Origin of the sequence: Citrobacter sp. Cpo091 (assembly GCF_030332645.1) — a bacterium.
GTDB classification, from domain to species: domain Bacteria; phylum Pseudomonadota; class Gammaproteobacteria; order Enterobacterales; family Enterobacteriaceae; genus Citrobacter; species Citrobacter portucalensis.
Window position 1 is genome coordinate 186,228 of the sequence record NZ_JAOWHL010000041.1, and the last position, 19,880, is coordinate 206,107.

Below are 19,880 nucleotides of genomic sequence, written 5' to 3' on the forward strand. Positions count from 1 at the left end.
AAATACTGCTAACTGCGCATTACTGTTTCATTTAGAACAACAATAGGGCATGAGAATGGATAAAATTCACGCAATGCAGTTGTTCATCCGCGTCGCAGAACTGGAGAGCTTTTCGCGTGCCGCAGACACCCTCGGACTTCCTAAAGGTAGCGTATCGCGCCAGATCCAGGCTCTGGAAAATCATCTGGGCACGCAGTTGTTGCACCGCACAACACGCCGCGTTCAGCTCACGCAAGACGGCATGATCTATTACGAACGCGCGAAAGATCTGTTGAGTAATCTGGATGAGCTGGATGGGCTGTTCCATCACGATCCGTCCAGCATCAGCGGCAAGCTGCGCGTTGATATGCCGGTCGGTGTAGCAAGAAACCTGGTGATGCCCCGCTTACCGAGCTTTTTGCATCAGTATCCGGGCCTGGAACTCGAACTCAGCAGCAGCGACCGCCTGGTGGATTTGATCCGCGAAGGTTTCGACTGTGTGGTACGCGTAGGTACGCTGAAAGATTCAGGGCTGATTGCGCGCCCGCTGGGGAAACTCACGCAGATTAACTGCGCCAGCCCGCAATACCTCGCCCGCTTTGGTTATCCGGAAAATCTGGAGGATCTTGCCTCGCATGCAGTGGTGCATTACTCGGTCAATTTGGGAACGCGTGCGCAAGGTTTCGAAGTGGCGACAGAAAACGGCACGCAATGGGTTAAAACCGGCGGCATGCTAACGGTAAACAGTACCGAAACCTATCACGCAGCATGCCTTGCCGGTCTGGGCATTATTCAGGTGCCGCGCGTTGGCGTGCGTGATGCCCTGCGCGCCGGTACGCTGGTCGAAGTGTTGCCGCAATATCGCGCCGAGCCAATGCCAGTATCTTTGCTATATCCGCATCGGCGCAACCTCTCCCGCCGGGTACATCTGTTTATGGAATGGCTGACTGGCGTGATGAAAGACTATGTGGATTAGTCCATTTTTCAGGATGCGCCCCTGAGCAGGCTATAATGTCATGAGTGAACAAAATAAGGACAACCGATCGGATGACGCAGGAACAAGACGCAAAACACCCTACGCCAGAACATAAATCAGCCTCCGCCGCGCCGGAGAAAAACGCTAAAGCGAACCAGGCGCTGAAAACCGCGCTGACCTTCGCCGATAAAATTCAACGCCAGCCCATCATCGCCCATCTTATTCGTGCCGCAGAGCGGTTTAACGATCGTATGGGAAATCAGTTTGGCGCCGCCATTACCTACTTCTCGTTTCTGTCGATGATCCCAATCCTGATGGTGTCGTTTGCCGCCGCGGGTTTTATTCTCGCTTCGCACCCTACGCTGTTGCAGGATATCTTCAGCAAGATTCTGCTGAACGTCAGCGATCCGACGCTCGCCTCTACGCTGAAAAACACCATCAATACCGCCGTTCAGCAGCGTACGACCGTAGGTTTGGTTGGGCTGGGTATCGCGCTCTATTCCGGCATTAACTGGATGGGGAACCTGCGCGAAGCGATTCGTGCCCAGTCGCGGGATGTTTGGGAACGTACGCCGCAGGATCAGGAAAAAATTTGGGTCAAATATCTGCGTGATTTTGTTTCCTTGATTGGCTTACTGGTTGCGCTGATTGTTACCCTGTCCATTACCTCTATCGCCGGTTCCGCCCAGCAGATGATTATCTCTGCGCTGTATCTCGACGGTATCGAATGGCTGAAGCCCGCCTGGCGGCTGATCGGCCTGACCATCTCTATTTTCGCCAACTACCTGCTGTTCTTCTGGATTTTTTGGCGGCTACCGCGTCACCGACCGCGTAAGAAAGCGCTCATTCGAGGTACCTTTATCGCGGCGCTGGGGTTTGAAGTCATCAAAATGATCATGACGTATACGCTGCCATCACTGGTGCAGTCGCCGTCGGGCGCGGCATTTGGTTCCGTGCTTGGACTGATGGCGTTCTTCTACTTCTTCGCTCGTCTGACCCTGTTTTGCGCAGCCTGGATTGCCACGGCGGAATACAAAGACGACCCGCGTATGCCGGGGAAAACACACCGCTAATCTTTGTTAACTGGCCGGATGGCGCTGCGCTTATCTGGCCTACGGGAGAGTTTTGTTGGCCGGATAAGCGCAGCGCCATCCGGCAATTATAATGCCGCCTGCTCTCACTGATTTAGTGAATAAATCCAACCCGTAACTTTTATTTAACCAAAAACCAGTTTTATCATCCAAGTTTTAAATTGTGTGAAGCATTTCATGGAAGTGAAATCTCAAGCCTAAAAATTATCCCCTTTTTGCTCTATTTTTGACCGATCTCAAAGTTTGTTACAGATTGAAATGTCTCTTTTGCTGTGCGTAATATGACCTTTCGTTCGGCCAAAAATAAGAAAATATTATGCAAGCAACAGCCACAACACTCGACAACGAACAGGAACACACCCCGGTCAACTCGCGCAATAAAGTTGTCGTCGCCTCGCTCATTGGCACCGCCATTGAGTTCTTCGACTTCTATATTTACGCCACCGCCGCGGTGATCGTGTTCCCGCATATCTTCTTCCCGCAGGGGGATCCGACCGCGGCTACGCTACAGTCCCTCGCCACTTTTGCTATCGCCTTTGTGGCCCGACCAATCGGTTCCGCGGTGTTCGGACATTTCGGCGATCGCGTCGGCCGTAAAGTCACGCTGGTTGCTTCACTGCTTACCATGGGGATCTCGACAGTCGTCATTGGCCTGCTGCCGGGCTATGAAACTATCGGCATTTTCGCCCCACTGCTGCTGGCGCTGGCGCGTTTTGGTCAGGGTTTAGGTCTGGGCGGTGAATGGGGCGGCGCAGCGTTGCTGGCGACGGAAAACGCGCCACCGCGCAAACGAGCGCTGTACGGATCATTTCCGCAGCTGGGCGCGCCTATCGGTTTCTTCTTCGCCAACGGTACCTTTCTGCTGCTCTCCTGGCTGCTGACCGACGAACAGTTCATGAGCTGGGGCTGGCGCGTACCGTTTATCTTCTCCGCGGTGCTGGTGATTATCGGTCTGTACGTCCGCGTTTCGCTGCATGAATCCCCGGTCTTCGCCAAAGTAGCCGCGGCGAAAAAACAGGTGAAAATCCCGCTGGGTACTCTACTGACAAAACATGTTCGCGTGACGATCCTCGGCACGTTCATCATGCTGGCGACCTATACGTTGTTCTATATCATGACCGTCTATTCGATGACGTTCAGTACCGCCGCAGCGCCCGTAGGGCTTGGCCTGCCGCGTAATGAAGTGTTGTGGATGCTGATGATGGCGGTTATTGGTTTTGGCGTCATGGTACCGGTGGCGGGCCTGCTGGCCGATGCGTTTGGTCGCCGCAAGAGCATGCTTATCATCACCACGCTGATCATTCTGTTTGCGCTGTTTGCCTTTAAACCGCTGCTCGGCTCTGGCAATCCGGTGCTGGTGTTCGCCTTCCTGTTGCTGGGCTTAAGCCTGATGGGTCTGACATTTGGCCCGATGGGCGCACTGCTGCCGGAGCTGTTCCCGACCGAAGTGCGCTACACGGGGGCGTCGTTCTCGTACAACGTTTCGTCGATTCTCGGCGCATCGGTTGCCCCATACATCGCTGCATGGTTGCAGGCGAATTATGGTCTGGCGGCTGTTGGTACGTATCTGGCATCGATGGCGGCATTGACGCTGATTGCACTGCTGTTGACCCACGAAACCCGCCATCAGTCGTTGTAATTCTTTTGCCGGATGCGGCATAACCACCTTATCCGGCCTGGGTTGAGCATGAAATCCAGGCCGGATAAACATCCGGCCAGACATCACTTCTTCATCTGCGACAGGATCGTCCTGCACTGATTCGCGTCACCCTCTGACGGCGAAATCAGCGCCAACAAGGCCGCCGCAGGAGTAACTAACGTGGCTAATGCGGCAGCAACCGCACCGCGCGCAATCAGCGGTCCGGCCTTCACGCCAGCCTGCGGATTCTTAAATGTGCCGCGAACATACAGCGGCGAACGCAGAGTAATAATACGAATCCCTTTGCTCTCCGGATCGATGGTTAAATCCAGTTGCTCCGACGCAAAGCTTGCCGTACCAGTGACATTGATGACTGCGTTTTCCGTGTCGAAAGCAAAAATCTGCGGACGCGCCACGCCGTTAACAATATCCAGATTCGCCGCCGCGCAGTTCACCCGCACTTCGTCATCACCAAATATCTGCCCGACAAGATAATTCCCCAGATTCAAGCCCACAATTTCCATCAGATTCCGGCTGATCAAGCCGTCATTCATCAGCAGTTTCAGGTTGCCATTGCTGTTACCCAGCAGCGCCGCTACCGAGTTTCCACTTCCGCTAAACCGGGCGTCCCCGTTCATTTCACCGAGCGTTTTCTGCATCAGTTCCACATCGGGCATCAGCGCTTTTAGCTTCAGCCGCCGCGCCTGAATATCCGCCTGTCCCCGCATCGGCTTTTTATCCCCTTCCAGATGGATGCTGGAGACAATGCTGCCTCCCGCAAGACCAAATTTCAGCGGTTGCAGGCGCAGGTCGGCATTTTTCAGGATGATATGAGTGGAGAGATCGCTGATCGGCAGACTACTGCCATGCTCAATACGCCGTCCTTTGAAACGCACGTCAGCGTCCATCACGTTCCATTTATCGGTTTCAAAACGGTCATACGGCAAGACCTTGTCCGCAGGCTGAACGCTCTTCTCACCTTTGCGTTGTTCAGATTGTTTTGCCCGTTCCGCCCCTTTGCCTGAATCTACCCCGATCAGCGGCCCCAAATCGGCCAGCCTCAGCTGGCGTGATTCCACATCACCCTTCAGCATGGGTCGCGGCTTACCGGTGGTGTAGGCCAGCGTTCCGTGAATATCGCTGTCGCCAATACGACCATTGAAATCGCGATAATCAAAAACAGAGGATTTTTCCGGGTCAATTTTCGCCACCAGACGTCCGTCGGTTTCAAACGGCGGCGTATCCGGGAGCAGTACGCCGGTCAAATCGTACAAATCGCCTAGCGAATCTCCCGAGAATTTAAGCCGCAGATCCGCCCCGCCCATATTCATCGGATCGTTTATCGTGCCGATAAACGCTACGCGCGTATTGCCCGAACGGAAATCAGCCTGAATCGGGAAAGGCGTATCTTCGCCACGCAGCGCCAGCATTCCACCTATTTTTCCGCTACCGCTTAGCGGTTCGCCGTTATATCGCCCTTGCGCTTTCAGCCCAAACACGTAGTCCTCGACGCGGGCGTTGCTCTCTTTACCTTTTGCGCCGGTCACTTCGCTAAAGGGTAACGGTTTACCCAGCGGATCGACCAGGATCTCAATCTCCGACTTCGTCACCTTATCGTTAATGGCGATACGTCCCTGGTCGAACAGAATGTTATCCAGCCGGAAAGACCATGCGGATGGCGGCGCATCAGGCTCGCGGTTTTCGTCCCCAGCTAAGTTAAAGGTCCAGTTATTGTTTTTCTCCGACAGACGGATCAGCCGCGCATCGGGTTTGACCAGCTTGACCCACGGGAGCCAGACGGTTTTTGTCAGCAGTGCCAGCGGGGCGAGCGTAGCTTCAACACGCGGAAGATGCACCATGGTGACGTCGGGAATGTCCGGCGGGTTGCCGAGGATGATATCTTCAGCATGAACATGTGGCCACGGAACCCAGCTACGCCAGCCTGTTTCCTGCTTCTGGCGTTCCCAAACCACACCCAGGTCACCCCGTATAGCAAAGGGCCGGTTGAGTTCTGTAGAGACTTTCTGGTTGATGGTCGGTTTGAGCCGGTTCCAGTCAAATGTCGCAATCACAATGATGAGTACGACGATCAACAACAAGAAAACCCCTATTACTGATGTGGTTATTTTACCTGTTTTCGTCATGTCTAACCTCCTTACTTCCTTCCTTGCCTGTCCTAAAGATAGTCCAGCAGGATGAAAAGGAGGTGCACTACGCCCTCATCAAAGCGACAGGATCACCTCTTCAAGCGTATCCAGAGGCACTGGACGAGAGAGAAAATAGCCTTGCGCAGCGAAAGCCGGTGAGTTTTGCACATCGCGCCACTCTTCCAGCGTTTCAACGCCTTCGACAATGACACCGCGGCAATAGCGGTTCATGAGCTGTAATAGTAGTGTGAAGAGATTACGTCCCTCCGGCGTCTTACGCAGCATGACGAACAGATCCCGCGCCACTTTGATATAGTCATAACTCACTTCACTAAGCGCCGAGAAGTTCGCCATTCCGGTACCAAAGTCATCCAGCCAGAGCGGGCCGAACTCGCACATTGAGGCGAACGACGACCCCTTCGGCAAGCGGATATGTTCCACCAGCTCAAAACGCAGCCACGGCAGGCCTTCAATGATTTTCAGGATTTCGGGATCCTGACGCATCGCAATGAGTGTTGGTCCATCGACATTCACTGAAGCCAGCAGGTTGTTGGCTCTGAAAAAGCCCCCTTTCAGCTCAAGCTGCAGAAGTTGCTCTTTCACTACATCAACACGATGCCGTACAGCCACTTCAGCAAAATAGCGGTCTGGTGCAATACGTTGGGAAGGGTTATCAGGATGGCTCACGACGGTCAGCAGTTCAACGGCCATCAGCCGTCCGTTGGTCTGGTAAATTGGCTGGTAGGTGTAAGCACGCTCGCACTGCAGCCAATAGCGTCTTTCCAGCAAGCTTTCAATACTCGCATCGGGCGTAATGAGCTGCTGGGTAACCTGCTTTATCATCTGAGATGTCCTGTAAATAAGAGTGTGACTGACCGGACTCGTCAAAGGTTATCGGCGCTCAGACGAAGAACTTTACGTTCAGCTGTGCGCAAAAATAAAAACTAAGCGGCAAAAACAACGCAGAACACGTGCTGGCTCAAAAAAATAATGGAACGATGTTTTAATATAGTTGACCACTTAACACCCACAGCGCACACTAACGCTAATTTTTTTCAGAGCAGGTTACGACTATGTCCAGAAAGATTGCCGTGATTGGCGAATGCATGATTGAGCTGTCACAGAAAGGCGCTGACGTTCAGCGCGGATTCGGTGGCGACACGTTGAATACATCCGTTTATATCGCCCGTCAGGTCGATGCGGCGGCACTTTCCGTACACTATGTGACTGCACTGGGTACCGACAGTTTTAGCCAACAAATGCTGGAGTCCTGGCAGGGTGAAAACGTAGACACTTCATTAACCCAGCGCATGGAAAACCGCCTGCCAGGTCTCTACTACATTGAGACCGACAGCACTGGCGAGCGCACCTTCTATTACTGGCGTAATGAAGCCGCCGCAAAATTCTGGCTGGAGAGCGAGCAGTCTGCCGCGATTTGCGAAGAACTGGCGACATTTGACTACTTGTATCTGAGCGGAATCAGCCTGGCGATTTTAAGCCCGGCAAGCCGTGACAAGCTGCTGTCATTGCTGCGTGAATGCCGTGCCAACGGCGGAAAGGTCATTTTTGACAATAACTACCGCCCACGTCTGTGGAGCAGCAAAGAAGAAACCCAGCAGGTGTATCAGCAGATGTTGGAATGCACCAATATCGCATTCCTGACGCTGGACGATGAAGACGCACTGTGGGGTGAAAAACCCGTTGCCGAGGTGATTGCCCGTACTCACGCAGCTGGCGTTCAGGAAGTGGTAGTGAAGCGCGGCGCAGACTCTTGCCTGGTTTCCATTGCAGGCGAAGAACTGATCGACGTTCCGGCCGTTAAATTGCCGAAAGAGAAAGTGATCGATACCACTGCGGCCGGAGACTCCTTCAGCGCCGGGTATCTGGCGGTCCGTCTGACCGGTGGCGATGCCGCCGAAGCCGCAAAACGCGGCCACCTGACGGCAAGCACCGTCATTCAGCATCGTGGGGCGATTATCCCCCGCGACGCCATGCCGCAATAATTTATTGTTCCTGTAGGCCGGATAAGGCGTTAACGCCGCATCCGGCACTGGGTAAGCCGGGAGCGCTTCACTTGCCCGGCTTACAGGTTACGATACCCTTTACTGTACAGGCGGGATATCCGTCACTTCAGGGTGTGATTCATCCGTTTCAACAGACGTTGCCGCTGCGGTAACGGGCGCCATAATGCTATCCCACGTCGCCTGCAGATCCTTCATATTGAATTCAGGTTCACCCTTCGGCTGCAGCAGAATTAACGCCATATCTTGCGACAGCTGCTGACGCAGGTCCTGATTCAGCATCTCAACGCTCAGGCTGTTGAGGAAGCTCTGGCGTAAACGCTGGTACTGTTCAGGCGCAATATCCACCACCTGATTTTGCAGCGAGCGCAAACGCTGGCTGATCAAAATATCGGTATCGGTACGACCATAGGTGGCAAACAGCTTCTGCAGTTCCAGATTCTTTTGCGCTACCAGCGCATTGAACTCTTCTTCCGGCAGTCCCTTATCACGCACTTTCGCCAGCTCACGCGCAACCGTACCCAGATTGGCGTTCAGCTTATCGTTCGGCGACTCAACGTTAATCGCGCACTGCGCGCGCAGGAACAGCACCCGGCAGTCAAATCCGAGGCCAATGTCTTTGGCATTGTTTTTGGTTAGCTCTTGCTGAATGTGCCAGAACAGCGCCTCACGAGCTAAATCAGCGCGCCAGTAACGTAACAGCGCGGCAGATTCACGGATCGGCTGCCACGGCGTATCCCACATAATAGACAGGCGATCCTGGCGTACCGCATCGGTCATAATACTCACGGCTTCAGCTCGCAGCGGAGAGAGCGTGGGAACCGGTGCAGGCGTTTCGCGTTTTCCTTTTAACTCGCCAAAGGTTTTATTGATTTGCTCAGCTACGCTGCGTGCATCAACGTTACCGACGATGATCAGCGTCATCGCGTCCGGGGTATACCATTTCTGGTAGAAAGACTGAATTTTCGACGCGTCTACCGGCGTTTTCAGCGGATCGGCGGGATCGTGCCCCAACAGGGTCGATCCCTTCAGACGGTAACGCCACCACCCTTCTTTGGTATCTGACGGCCAGGTTGCAACCATGTCTTCGCTATTCAGCGCATGATTGACCGTTTCAGAGGTGATGCTCAGTTTACCGGAGATATTTGCCAGATAAGAAAGTGACTCTTTCAGTAGGTCGTTACGGCTGTTAGGCAGACTGAGGTTATACAGCGTGGAATCATAGGAAACGATAACCGGCGGCATGGGACGTTTGGGATCGAACCCCTGCTGCCACAGTGAACGGGCTTGCGTGGCATCGAGGCCACCGCTTTGCGTCAGCGCGATACGCGGGATCGCATGGCTGAAACCACTCTGTTGCGCACTTTCGGTGAGTGAACCGGTATTGACCAGCAAGCGAACCTCAATACGGTCGCTCGGACGCTGGGGAGTGGCTAACACTTGCCACTGTAAACCATTTGCCAGCGTGCCCTGTTGCCACGCTGGATCAGGCTGGAGCGCATCTGCCTGCACATAGCCGGCAGTGGCCATCATCAGCAAGCCGCCCGCTAAAAGTCGAATTTTTGTGCCCTGCATGTGAACCCCTGATCAACTATCCTGGAAATAAAAAGACAGCCCTCGAAAGGACTCTCTGAATATGACGTTAAAAACACTTCGTGTTAGACCGCGAGAACATAAAAATGTCACGGAAGAAGTGAAAAAATCCCGAGCCGCCGAATCGACGGTTTCAGGCACAGGGGGTAATTATGCGCAAACGCCCGCAGTCCTGGAAGGGACTACGGGCATAAGTGACGAGATTAAGAGGATAAATCGTGCGTTTTGCCATCCGGCGCACGATTATTCAGCGTGTCATCCAGCTTTTTGGTATCCAATTCTTTCACCCATTTAGCCACAACGACAGTTGCAACACCGTTACCAATCAGGTTGGTCAGCGCACGGGCTTCAGACATGAAGCGGTCAATACCAAGAATCAGTGCCAGGCCTGCAACCGGTAAATGCCCCACCGCAGAGATAGTCGCGGCCAGAACAATGAAGCCACTCCCGGTCACACCCGCTGCACCTTTTGAGGAGAGCAGGAGCACTACCAACAGGGTTATCTGATGGAAGATATCCATGTGGCTGTTGGTCGCCTGAGCGATAAACACCGCCGCCATCGTCAGATAGATTGATGTCCCATCAAGGTTAAACGAGTAGCCCGTGGGTATAACCAATCCGACAACCGACTTCCGACAGCCCAGTTTTTCCATCTTATCGAGCATACGCGGCAGCGCAGACTCGGAAGAAGAAGTACCCAGAACGATCAGCAGCTCTTCACGGATATAGCGGATGAATTTAAAGATACTGAAGCCGGTTGCGCGCGCAATTGAACCCAGCACCAGCACCACAAACAGAATACAGGTGATGTAGAAGCAGATGATTAGCTGACCCAGTTGCACCAGCGTTCCGACGCCATATTTACCGATGGTAAAGGCCATAGCACCGAAAGCACCGATAGGCGCCAGGCGCATGATCATATTGATGATGCCGAAAATAACCTGCGAGAAACTTTCAATCACGTTGAAAATCATCTGGCCCTTGCTGCCCAGACGATGCAGCGCAAAACCAAACATTACTGCAAACAGCAATACCTGCAGGATGTTACCGCTGGCAAACGCGCCAATGACGCTCGCCGGGATAATATCCATCAGGAAACCTACGATCCCCTGGTCTTTTGCCTGTTCGGCGTAAATCGCAACCGCTTTGGCATCCAGCGTCGCCGGATCGACGTTCATCCCGGCACCGGGTTGCACCACGTTAACAATGATAAGACCGATGATCAGCGCAATCGTACTGACCACTTCAAAATAAAGCAGTGCAACCGCACCGGTGCGGCCTACGGCTTTCATACTTTCCATGCCTGCAATGCCGGTAACGACAGTACAGAAGATGACAGGTGCGATGACCATCTTGATGAGCTTAACGAAGGCATCACCAAGCGGTTTCATTTGGGCGCCTAATTCAGGGTAGTAATGGCCAAGGAGAATACCAATGGCAATCGCTGTCAGGACCTGAAAGTAAAGGCTTTTGAATATAGAGGTTTTCATAGGGTGTCCTTAAAGTAAAAACCACAGGTCTTGTAAGGTTTTGTTTAACCTGCGGCCTTAAAGTAACACCCACACAACTTGACAGAAATGTACCTGGATCATAATTGATACAAAAATGTTAAAAATTTTGAGCTGGCTCGCACAAGCGAGACCTTTTTTAACTTTTGTAATCAGCGCTTTCCGGCGCCAGATAACGTTCTTCGAAGATATTTGCCGGAACCGGTCGGGCAAACAGGAACCCTTGTGCCACTTCCACCCCGGCTTGTGATAGCCATTCACGCTGCGCTTCGGTTTCGACACCTTCGGCGATCATCTGCAAATTAAGGCTGTGGGCCAACTGAATGATGGCGGAGATCATGCTGCAATCCTCAGGTACTCCGTCGACAAACATCTTATCGATTTTGAGGACATCCACCGGTAGCGACTTCATGTGCTGCAGCTGTCGCAGGCCCGCATACCCCATGCCAAAGTCATCCAGTGCGATACGTACTCCCGCATTACGCAATGGGCGCAAAATGGCCACCGCGGCGTGGGGATCATCGATATGCCGGCTTTCAGTCACTTCCAGGATCAACGTACCAGGCTTGATGCGATAGCGGTTTAACAACTCCAGCAGGTCCGAGACCATACTCGGGTGCATCAGCTGTAGTGCGGACAAATTCACCGACAGCGGCAGCATCAGACCCCGTTCCTGCCACGCTGACAGCTGGCGACACGTCTCTTCCAGCACCCAGTAACCAACCGTCACCATCAGGCCGCAGGACTCAATCCTGTCGATTAACCCTTCGGGCAACTCCCAGCTTCCGTCCGGCTGCTGCATCCGCAATAATGCTTCTGCGCTCAATACCTTACCGCTGGACATTTCCACCTGCGGCTGCATCCAAAGCGCGAACTGACGATTATCCAGCGCGCTGAGAATATCGTTCTCTTCCGTCAAACGCTGCTGCGCCTCTTCCATCTGTAACGGATCAAAGAACTGAATTTGATTTTTACCCTTATGGCGCGAGGTTAATACGGCCGAGAGAGCGCGGCGGTAAAGCTGTTCTGCGGTCAAATCACCATAGAACATTGCTACCCCAATGTTGCAGGTAGGACGCAGTTGAATACCCTGAATAGGTAATCGCTCGTTAACGATAGTGAGTACTTGCTGACCTAAAGTAATAGCGTGCCAGGGTTCTTTTACGCCATGGGCGATGATGGCGAAGTCATAGCCACTCACCTGGGAAAGCACCATCCTGGGGGCTAATACCGACTTGAGTTTTTCGACCAGCGTAAGCAGCAGGATTTCCCGCTGAGTTTCGGTTAACACACCCGCGGTGTCACGTAGGGTTTCGCAGGTGACAATCATCAGCGCCGTCGTCTGCTGGCGGGTAACAACCTGCTCCAGCAGCCCCATTAAAAACGACTTATTGGGCAGTTCGGAAACCGGGAAACGCATTGCAAAGTCGCTTTGCTCTTCGCTATGTCGCTGAATCAACTGCTGATTAAGATTGTAGCTACGCACCAGCATACCAATCTCATCATCCTGATGTAGACGCGGCAATGCCAGTTGATAGCCAATCAGATCCTGCTGTTGGATGTCGTTCAGCTCACGGGCAATTTTACGTAAGGGGTGCACAATCAAGCGGTTAATGCACCAGGAGATGGCGACGGTCAGTATTAACGACAAAAGTAAGTAAATGGTCACTAACGTCGAGAGCGTACTCATCACGAATTTGTACATGCGGTACGAATCCGCCTGCAGTACCAGATACGCCAGCGGTTGCGGGTTAGCTGAACGCTCAAGAGAATAGATCGGCAGCGAAATTTGTACCGGAAGCTCAAACAGGCGAGTCACCGTAACAGGAACGGGGCGTTCAGGGATAAAGCTCATCCGCAACGCCTGAAACTGATTGGGCAGCACCACATCGGCGCGACTTACCACGCCCGCTGGCCGAATACTTTTTAAAATGGCTTCCGCTTCGGGAATATCCCCTTTCAGGATAGTGTCCGACAGAGGCTCACGGACGGAGCGAGCGATACTTTCCAGTTGCGTAGCCGTGTTATAGCGGTTTTGCTGGACCAGATGGAACAACAAAACGGTGCAAAAAATAAAAACGAACACCATAACAACGGCCGCAACCATTGCCATCTGCTTAATTGTTAACGAGCGACTGACACGCAAACTGACTCTCCACGGATAGACGAAACTGCCGTCAGAGTATACCCGATCGTAGCGGTATTAAGAGAGGCGGTATCTGAAAACTTCCCAGCGTGCATTATCGCGACAGGATAGGCACCTGGCGACGAGATTTATCTGCATTTAAGCCGAAAAAGGCCGCAAGGTCGCCCCCTGCGGCCTGGTTCGGGCGCATGTTGCCATCACGGCAGGCAGACGCCTACAAAGCGCATTACTTTCTGTTACGCAGCCAGCTCACAATCAGGCTGGCAATGGTGCCAGCGATAATTGGAGCCGCTAAATCGTGCCAGAAGGCCACGCCTAACTGTGCGAGCGTCATATAGCCGCCTGTGTTGCAATGGCAACTGTTCACGGCTATCCTTGAGTTGTTCAGGTTCAAGTCAGCCCCCGTTTTGTTGCCAGGTTTATACCGAACAACGTGCGGGGGTTTTCTCTTTCCAGCAACCGATGCCGCCGGGGATCAAGCCCCCGCAACATTGCGCCTCACCGGGAATTCCCGGCTTGCCGCTGATTCTACGGCAGCCCACTTGCCATATCACTGCGCAATATTGCGCTCTGCGTAGCGCCTCGCAATTCACCCATTTTCTTACCAGCACGCTGGAAAGATACTTTCCAGTTGGCAACATTCCTGCCGACCATTAGTTCAGACAAAAACATAACACATTGATATCTATCAGTTCATTTTCTGGCACAGCGATTGCTATTTGACTGTGAGCTGTTCTGTTCCGAATTAAAGGAGATATCATGTCTGACTGTCGTACTTACGGATTCAACACCCAGATCGTTCACGCGGGGCAACAACCCGACCCTTCAACTGGCGCGCTTAGTACGCCTATTTTCCAGACCTCAACGTTTGTTTTTGACAGCGCCGAACAAGGTGCCGCCCGCTTTGCGCTCGAAGAGTCCGGGTACATTTACACCCGTTTGGGTAACCCCACCACCGATGCGCTGGAGAAAAAGCTGGCGGTACTGGAAAGAGGTGAAGCCGGGTTGGCAACCGCGTCCGGTATTTCTGCTATCACCACAACGCTGTTGACGCTTTGCCAGCAGGGTGACCATATCGTTTCCGCCAGCGCGATTTACGGCTGCACCCACGCGTTTTTGTCGCACAGCATGCCGAAGTTTGGGATTAACGTCAGCTTTGTCGACGCGGCAAAGCCTGAAGAAATCCGCGCCGCCATGCGACCAGAAACCAAAGTTGTGTATATCGAAACGCCCGCCAACCCAACGCTGTCGCTGGTCGACATTGAAACGGTTGCCGGTATCGCCCATCAACAGGGCGCATTGCTGGTGGTGGATAACACCTTTATGTCGCCGTACTGTCAGCAGCCTTTGCAACTGGGCGCGGATATTGTGGTTCACAGCGTCACCAAATATATCAACGGTCACGGGGATGTGATTGGCGGCATCATTGTTGGTAAGCAGGAGTTTATCGACCAGGCGCGGTTTGTAGGCCTGAAAGATATCACCGGCGGCTGCATGAGCCCTTTCAATGCGTGGTTAACACTGCGCGGCGTTAAAACGCTGGGCATTCGTATGGAACGCCACTGTGAAAATGCGCTGAAAATCGCCCGCTTCCTCGAAGGGCATCCATCTATTACTCGGGTGTATTATCCTGGCCTGACTTCGCATCCGCAGTATGAGCTGGGCCAGCGGCAAATGAGCCTGCCAGGTGGAATTATCAGCTTCGAAATCGCCGGCGGCCTTGAGGCTGGTAGGCGGATGATCAATTCTGTAGAATTGTGCCTCCTCGCGGTCAGTCTCGGTGATACCGAAACCCTCATTCAGCACCCAGCGTCTATGACACATTCGCCCGTTGCACCTGAGGAACGGCTCAAAGCAGGTATTACCGACGGGCTTATCCGTCTTTCTGTGGGTCTTGAAGATCCAGAAGATATTATTAACGACCTTGAACACGCCATCAGAAAGGCAACATTCTGACCAATATGGCCTGAACCGACGCCGTTCGGTTCAGGTTGTTGAGAATCAAGGCACAACAGTCTGGCAATACACACGATCCTCTTTCGGGGAGAACGTGTATTTTGGGCAGGGGGTTCTATGCAGGACAACACATTACAATTAAGCAACAATACAGCAACCGCCGTACCATTCTCAAAAAAAATACCGTTTACGAAATACGATTTTGGCTGGGTATTACTGTGTATCGGCATGGCCATTGGTGCCGGAACGGTACTGATGCCGGTACAAATTGGCTTAACAGGCATTTGGGTATTTATCGTTGCCTTTATTATTGCTTATCCGGCAACTTATATTGTGCAGGATATTTATTTAAAAACATTATCAGAAAGCGAAACCTGTAATGACTACACGGATATTATAAGTCATTACCTGGGAAAAAACTGGGGCGTATTTCTTGGCGTCATCTATTTCCTGATGATTATTCACGGCATATTTATTTATTCTTTATCCGTGGTTTTTGACAGCGCCTCATATATTAAAACCTTCGGCTTGACCGAGGCCGATCTTTCGCAGTCGATAATCTACAAAGTGGCCATTTTTGCCGTGCTGGTCGCCATTGCTTCCGGGGGAGAAAAGCTGCTGTTCAAAATCTCCGGCCCGATGGTGGTGGTCAAAGTAGGTATCATCATCGTATTTGGTTTTGCGATGGTTCCGCACTGGAACTTCGCTAATATCAGCGCCTTCCCTGAAGCATCGGTCTTCTTTCGTGATGTACTGCTAACCATCCCGTTCTGCTTCTTCTCGGCGGTGTTTATTCAGGTGTTGAACCCAATGAACATCGCCTACCGCAAACGGGTGGCGGACCGGGTGCTGGCTACGCGTATGGCAATCCGTACGCATCGCATCAGTTACATTACTCTGATTGCTGTCATTCTGTTTTTCTCCTTCTCTTTTACCTTTTCCATTAGCCATGAAGAGGCCGTTTCGGCTTTCGAACAAAATATTTCAGCACTGGCGCTGGCGGCTCAGGTCATTCCTGGGCAGATTATTCATATCACCTCAACGGTATTAAATATCTTCGCCGTATTAACCGCGTTCTTTGGTATTTATCTGGGATTCCACGAAGCGATCAAAGGTATTATTCTCAACGTTCTGAGCCGCGTCATTGACATTGAGAAAATTAATCCGTTGGTGCTTACGCTGGGTATTTGCACCTTTATTGTTATCACCCTGGTCATTTGGGTGTCATTTCGCGTATCGGTACTGGTGTTCTTCCAGCTAGGTAGTCCGCTTTACGGGATTGTGTCGTGTATTATTCCGTTCTTCCTGATCTATAAAGTAACGCAACTGGAAAAACTGCGCGGACTGAAAACCTGGTTGATCCTGCTGTACGGAATTCTGCTGTGCCTGTCGCCCTTATTGAAGCTGATTGAATAACCCATGTATATCGCGCCGTCAGACGCTGGCGGCGCTTAACCCACACTCTCCAGCTGATAGCCGCGAATTTTATTCAGCACCGTGGTGTGCGACACGCCCAGCGCTTTGGCGATATGCCGTGACGACACATTATCTTCCACCATCTGTTCAATGAGCTGGCGTTCAGCACACAGAACCTGCTCTTTAAAAGGACGTTCTGTCGGGCCCCGCTCAACGGCAGGCAAATTCACCATCCCTAATTCTTCCCGCGTAATAACATCGGATTCCGCCATCAGCATCAGGCGAATAATGGTATTTTCCAGTTCGCGCACGTTTCCCGGCCAGGTGTGATGGTGCAGGGCATCAAAACAGGCTTTATCCAGAATGATCCGCCGCTGGAATTCCTTTGCGTATTTCTGCACAAAGTGGCGAATCAGCAGGCTGATATCCTGTGGACGCTCGCGCAAAGGTGGAATGGTCAGTGAAAGCACGTTGATGCGGTAATAGAGATCGGCGCGCAGCAGACGTTGTTCTACCATCTCTTCCAGATTGGCATTGGTTGCCACAATAATGCGCACATTGACCGGAATAATTTGTGCCCCGCCAACGCGCCGAATCCCGCCATCCTGAAGCACGCGCAGGAGTTTAGCCTGTAAGCTCAGCGACATTTCGCCAAACTCATCGAGAAAAAGGGTGCCTTTATCGGCCATTTCAAACAGCCCTTTTTTGCCTTTACAATCCGCGCCGCTGAAAGCCCCTTTCTCATAGCCAAAGAATTCACTCTCCATTAGCGACTCAGGTAGCGCAGAGCAGTTGACCGGAATAAACGGATAAAAACGTCGCTGCCCGGAATTATGGATAGCCCGGGCCAGCAGCTCTTTACCGGTCCCCGTATCGCCACGGATCAGAACGGTATATTTGCTGTCGGAAATTTTTATCGCCTTTTCGATAAGCGCGTGCATGCTCTGGCTGCTGCAAATAATGTCAGAGAAATAGCGCGGCCGTTCCGGCTCCGGCGTTGACAGCTCACTTATCTCCTCACAGAGGTAAGCGACATGAATAATATCGGCGCGCTGGCTTAAACAGGATTGCACACAGGAAATATCCTGTAGCTGGCGGCACCAGGATTTAATCAGGATCCGCCCAGGCGTGACTTTCATGGAGATGATATTGATATCACAGCAGGAAAACTCCTTCAGGACATCCTCAACCATCGACAGACGATCAATTGTTTTAATATCCCAGCGTATCGTGACCACATTTGCTCCTGGTAGTTAGCAACTGCGAAATAGATATTTTTGTGACTAGAGGGAATCTGACTACATTCTAGACGCTGTGGAATAATGTTCTGCCAAAGGACTCACATTGTGGACGTAAAGAGAAAATATAAAAAAACCGGAGCACAAGGCTCCGGTTATCGGGTCATAACCCAGGTTTATTGCTGTGGGTTTTCATCCTGGTCAACGGCAAAACAAGCCACCAGTTGACCGCCGTAATCTTTCAACTGCGGCTGAAGCTGGGTACACGGACCAAAGCGACGACGGCAGCGGGCGTTAAACGCGCAGCCCGGCGGCGGATTCAGCGGGCTTGGCAGTTCACCGGTCAGCTTGATACGCTCACGGCGATCGTCCGGGTTCAGACGCGGCGTTGCGGAGAGCAGCGCTTGCGTGTACGGATGACGCGGATTATTGAAGATTTGGTCCTTCGTCCCTTTCTCCACGCAGCGGCCTAAATACATCACCATCACTTCATCGGCAATGTGCTCGACCACCGACAGGTCGTGCGAGATAAAGACGTATGACAGCCCCAGTTCCTGCTGCAAATCCATCATCAGATTCAGCACCTGCGCACGCACCGAGACGTCCAGCGCTGAGACCGGTTCATCGGCAATCACCACGTCCGGGTCAAGCATCAGACCGCGAGCGATGGCAATACGCTGACGCTGACCGCCGGAGAACATATGCGGATAGCGGTCGTAGTGTTCGGTTTTCAGCCCCACTTTCGCCATCATCGCCAGCGCTTTTTCACGACGCTCCTCTTTGCTGAGCGTGGAGTTGATCAGCAGCGGCTCTTCCAGAATCTGCCCCACTTTCTTACGCGGGTTCAGGGAACCGTACGGGTTCTGGAATACAATCTGGATTTTCTGCCGACGCAGCTTTTGCGCCTGCGGGTCGTGCTTAAGCAGATCCTGTCCCTGGTAATACAGCTCACCGCCGGTCGGGACTTCAATCATCGTCAGCAGGCGGCCAAGGGTGGATTTCCCACAACCCGACTCGCCTACCACCGCCAGCGTTTTACCACGCTCTAAGGTAAAGGAGACGCCGTCCAGCGCTTTCACCAGGCGCTCCGGGGCGAACATGCCCTTTTTCACCGGGTAGTGTTTTTTCAGATCAATAGCCTGCAACAGCGGCTGTGACAAAGTGGCCTTTTGCGTACTCATAGCCCAGGCCTCCCGGCATCATCAAGTGGGTAGTGGCATTTCGACTGACGACCGCCTTCCAGCAGGTTCAGTTCAGGTTCTTCAGCGCGGCATTTGTCGGTCGCATAGGGGCAGCGTGGGTTCAGCAAACAGCCGCTCGGGCGGTCATATTTCCCGGGAACCACGCCCGGCAGCGAGGCCAGACGTGCTTTATCCTGAGCAAACTCAGGCAGCGCGCGCAGTAGCGCCTGGGTGTAAGGATGACGCGGCGCGCGGAAAATATCCTGCGCGGCTCCGGTTTCTACCACCTGGCCGGCGTACATCACGATGATTTTGTGTGCCGCTTCAGCCACCAGCGCCAGATCGTGCGTGATTAAGACCAGCGCCATGTTCTCTTTTTGCTGCAATTCCAGCAGTAGCTCGATGATCTGCGCCTGAATAGTCACATCCAGCGCCGTTGTCGGTTCGTCGGCAATCAGCAGTTTCGGACGACAGGCTATCGCCATCGCGATCATCACGCGCTGACTCATCCCACCGGACAACTGGTGCGGATATACATCAAGACGCGAGGCCGGATCGGGGATCCCCACCAGCGTCAGCAGGTCTATTGCCCGCTGAATACGCGTTTTTTTGTTGCCGCCCTGGTGCACTTTAATGGCTTCCATAATCTGGTAGCCGACGGTGTAGCAGGGGTTAAGGCTGGTCATCGGGTCCTGGAAGATCATCGCCACTTCCGCCCCCACTAACTGGCGACGCTCTTTCTCAGAGATGCGCTTCAGGTCGCGACCATTAAACTCCAGATTTTCGGCCATAACGCGGCCTGGGTAGTCAATCAGTCCCATAATCGCCAGCGAACTGACGGACTTACCAGAGCCGGACTCTCCTACAATGCCAACCACTTCACCCTGATTCACACTGTAGCTAATGCGGTCTACGGCGCGGAATTCGGAACCTACGTCGCCGAAATGCACCGATAATTTATCTACATTTAATAACGCCATCTCGAACCT

15 protein-coding genes are annotated in these 19,880 nt (G+C 52.8%); 6 read left to right on the top strand and 9 right to left on the bottom strand.

The genetic code is table 11. From position 1 onward, the window contains the following. The first annotated feature begins 55 nt into the window (after nucleotides 1–55). The 3 genes from OGY04_RS22755 (at nucleotide 56) to OGY04_RS22765 (ending at nucleotide 3,685) form a co-directional block, all read left to right on the top strand. A complete protein-coding gene (locus tag OGY04_RS22755; RefSeq protein WP_008786405.1) occupies nucleotides 56–955 on the top strand; it encodes a LysR family transcriptional regulator in 900 nt (299 codons plus the stop codon). 71 nt (nucleotides 956–1,026) lie between these two features. Next, nucleotides 1,027–2,028 (top strand): inner membrane protein YhjD, encoded by a 1,002-nt coding sequence (yhjD, locus tag OGY04_RS22760; protein WP_048215344.1) that lies wholly within the window; start codon nucleotides 1,027–1,029, stop codon nucleotides 2,026–2,028. Nucleotides 2,029–2,362: 334 nt separating this feature from the next. After that, a complete protein-coding gene (locus tag OGY04_RS22765; protein WP_003023312.1) occupies nucleotides 2,363–3,685 on the top strand; it encodes an MFS transporter in 1,323 nt (440 codons plus the stop codon). Between the two features lie 83 nt (nucleotides 3,686–3,768). Here OGY04_RS22765 and OGY04_RS22770 read toward each other — a convergent pair whose 3' ends face one another. Beyond that, on the bottom strand, nucleotides 3,769–5,829 hold the full coding sequence (locus OGY04_RS22770; protein ID WP_286586055.1) for an AsmA family protein: 2,061 nt from the start codon (nucleotides 5,827–5,829) through the stop codon (nucleotides 3,769–3,771). 78 nt (nucleotides 5,830–5,907) lie between these two features. Next, nucleotides 5,908–6,675, bottom strand: coding sequence for a cyclic-guanylate-specific phosphodiesterase (pdeH, locus tag OGY04_RS22775; protein ID WP_008786408.1), 768 nt, complete (start codon nucleotides 6,673–6,675; stop codon nucleotides 5,908–5,910). A gap of 230 nt (nucleotides 6,676–6,905) precedes the next feature. Here pdeH and kdgK point away from each other — a divergent pair, with 230 nt between their 5' ends. After that, nucleotides 6,906–7,835 carry a 2-dehydro-3-deoxygluconokinase gene (gene kdgK, locus OGY04_RS22780; RefSeq protein ID WP_008786409.1) on the top strand — a complete coding sequence of 310 codons (930 nt, stop codon included), beginning with the start codon at nucleotides 6,906–6,908 and terminating at the stop codon, nucleotides 7,833–7,835. A gap of 99 nt (nucleotides 7,836–7,934) precedes the next feature. On the opposite strand, the gene OGY04_RS22785 is transcribed toward kdgK, so the two are convergent. From OGY04_RS22785 to OGY04_RS22800, 4 genes are all read right to left on the bottom strand, one after another. Next, nucleotides 7,935–9,428 carry a M16 family metallopeptidase gene (locus OGY04_RS22785; RefSeq protein WP_032945317.1) on the bottom strand — a complete coding sequence of 498 codons (1,494 nt, stop codon included), beginning with the start codon at nucleotides 9,426–9,428 and terminating at the stop codon, nucleotides 7,935–7,937. 221 nt (nucleotides 9,429–9,649) lie between these two features. Then, nucleotides 9,650–10,936, bottom strand: a complete 1,287-nt coding sequence (gene dctA / locus OGY04_RS22790; RefSeq protein ID WP_008786411.1) for a C4-dicarboxylate transporter DctC — start codon at nucleotides 10,934–10,936, stop codon at nucleotides 9,650–9,652. 157 nt (nucleotides 10,937–11,093) lie between these two features. Further along, on the bottom strand, nucleotides 11,094–13,100 hold the full coding sequence (gene hmsP / locus OGY04_RS22795) for a biofilm formation regulator HmsP (protein ID WP_111464559.1): 2,007 nt from the start codon (nucleotides 13,098–13,100) through the stop codon (nucleotides 11,094–11,096). Nucleotides 13,101–13,326: 226 nt separating this feature from the next. Continuing rightward, the gene (locus OGY04_RS22800) at nucleotides 13,327–13,434 is read right to left on the bottom strand and encodes a type I toxin-antitoxin system toxin Ldr family protein (RefSeq protein ID WP_003827426.1); all 108 of its coding nucleotides are present in this window, start codon (nucleotides 13,432–13,434) and stop codon (nucleotides 13,327–13,329) included. Between the two features lie 425 nt (nucleotides 13,435–13,859). On the opposite strand from OGY04_RS22800, the gene megL reads away from it, so the two are divergent. Together megL and OGY04_RS22810 are read left to right on the top strand one after the other, a co-directional pair. After that, nucleotides 13,860–15,056: a methionine gamma-lyase gene (gene megL, locus OGY04_RS22805; RefSeq protein ID WP_008786414.1), complete on the top strand. Its 1,197-nt coding sequence runs from the start codon at nucleotides 13,860–13,862 to the stop codon at nucleotides 15,054–15,056. Between the two features lie 117 nt (nucleotides 15,057–15,173). Next, nucleotides 15,174–16,472 carry an SLC5/6 family protein gene (locus OGY04_RS22810; RefSeq protein ID WP_008786415.1) on the top strand — a complete coding sequence of 433 codons (1,299 nt, stop codon included), beginning with the start codon at nucleotides 15,174–15,176 and terminating at the stop codon, nucleotides 16,470–16,472. A gap of 35 nt (nucleotides 16,473–16,507) precedes the next feature. Here OGY04_RS22810 and OGY04_RS22815 read toward each other — a convergent pair whose 3' ends face one another. From OGY04_RS22815 to dppD, 3 genes are all read right to left on the bottom strand, one after another. Then, nucleotides 16,508–17,710 (bottom strand): sigma-54 interaction domain-containing protein, encoded by a 1,203-nt coding sequence (locus OGY04_RS22815; protein ID WP_286586056.1) that lies wholly within the window; start codon nucleotides 17,708–17,710, stop codon nucleotides 16,508–16,510. Between the two features lie 176 nt (nucleotides 17,711–17,886). After that, nucleotides 17,887–18,891 (bottom strand): dipeptide ABC transporter ATP-binding subunit DppF, encoded by a 1,005-nt coding sequence (gene dppF / locus OGY04_RS22820; RefSeq protein WP_008786417.1) that lies wholly within the window; start codon nucleotides 18,889–18,891, stop codon nucleotides 17,887–17,889. After that, on the bottom strand, nucleotides 18,888–19,871 hold the full coding sequence (gene dppD / locus OGY04_RS22825) for a dipeptide ABC transporter ATP-binding protein (protein WP_003024317.1): 984 nt from the start codon (nucleotides 19,869–19,871) through the stop codon (nucleotides 18,888–18,890). Before dppD ends, dppF begins: the two co-directional genes overlap by 4 nt. Nucleotides 19,872–19,880 lie beyond the last annotated feature (9 nt).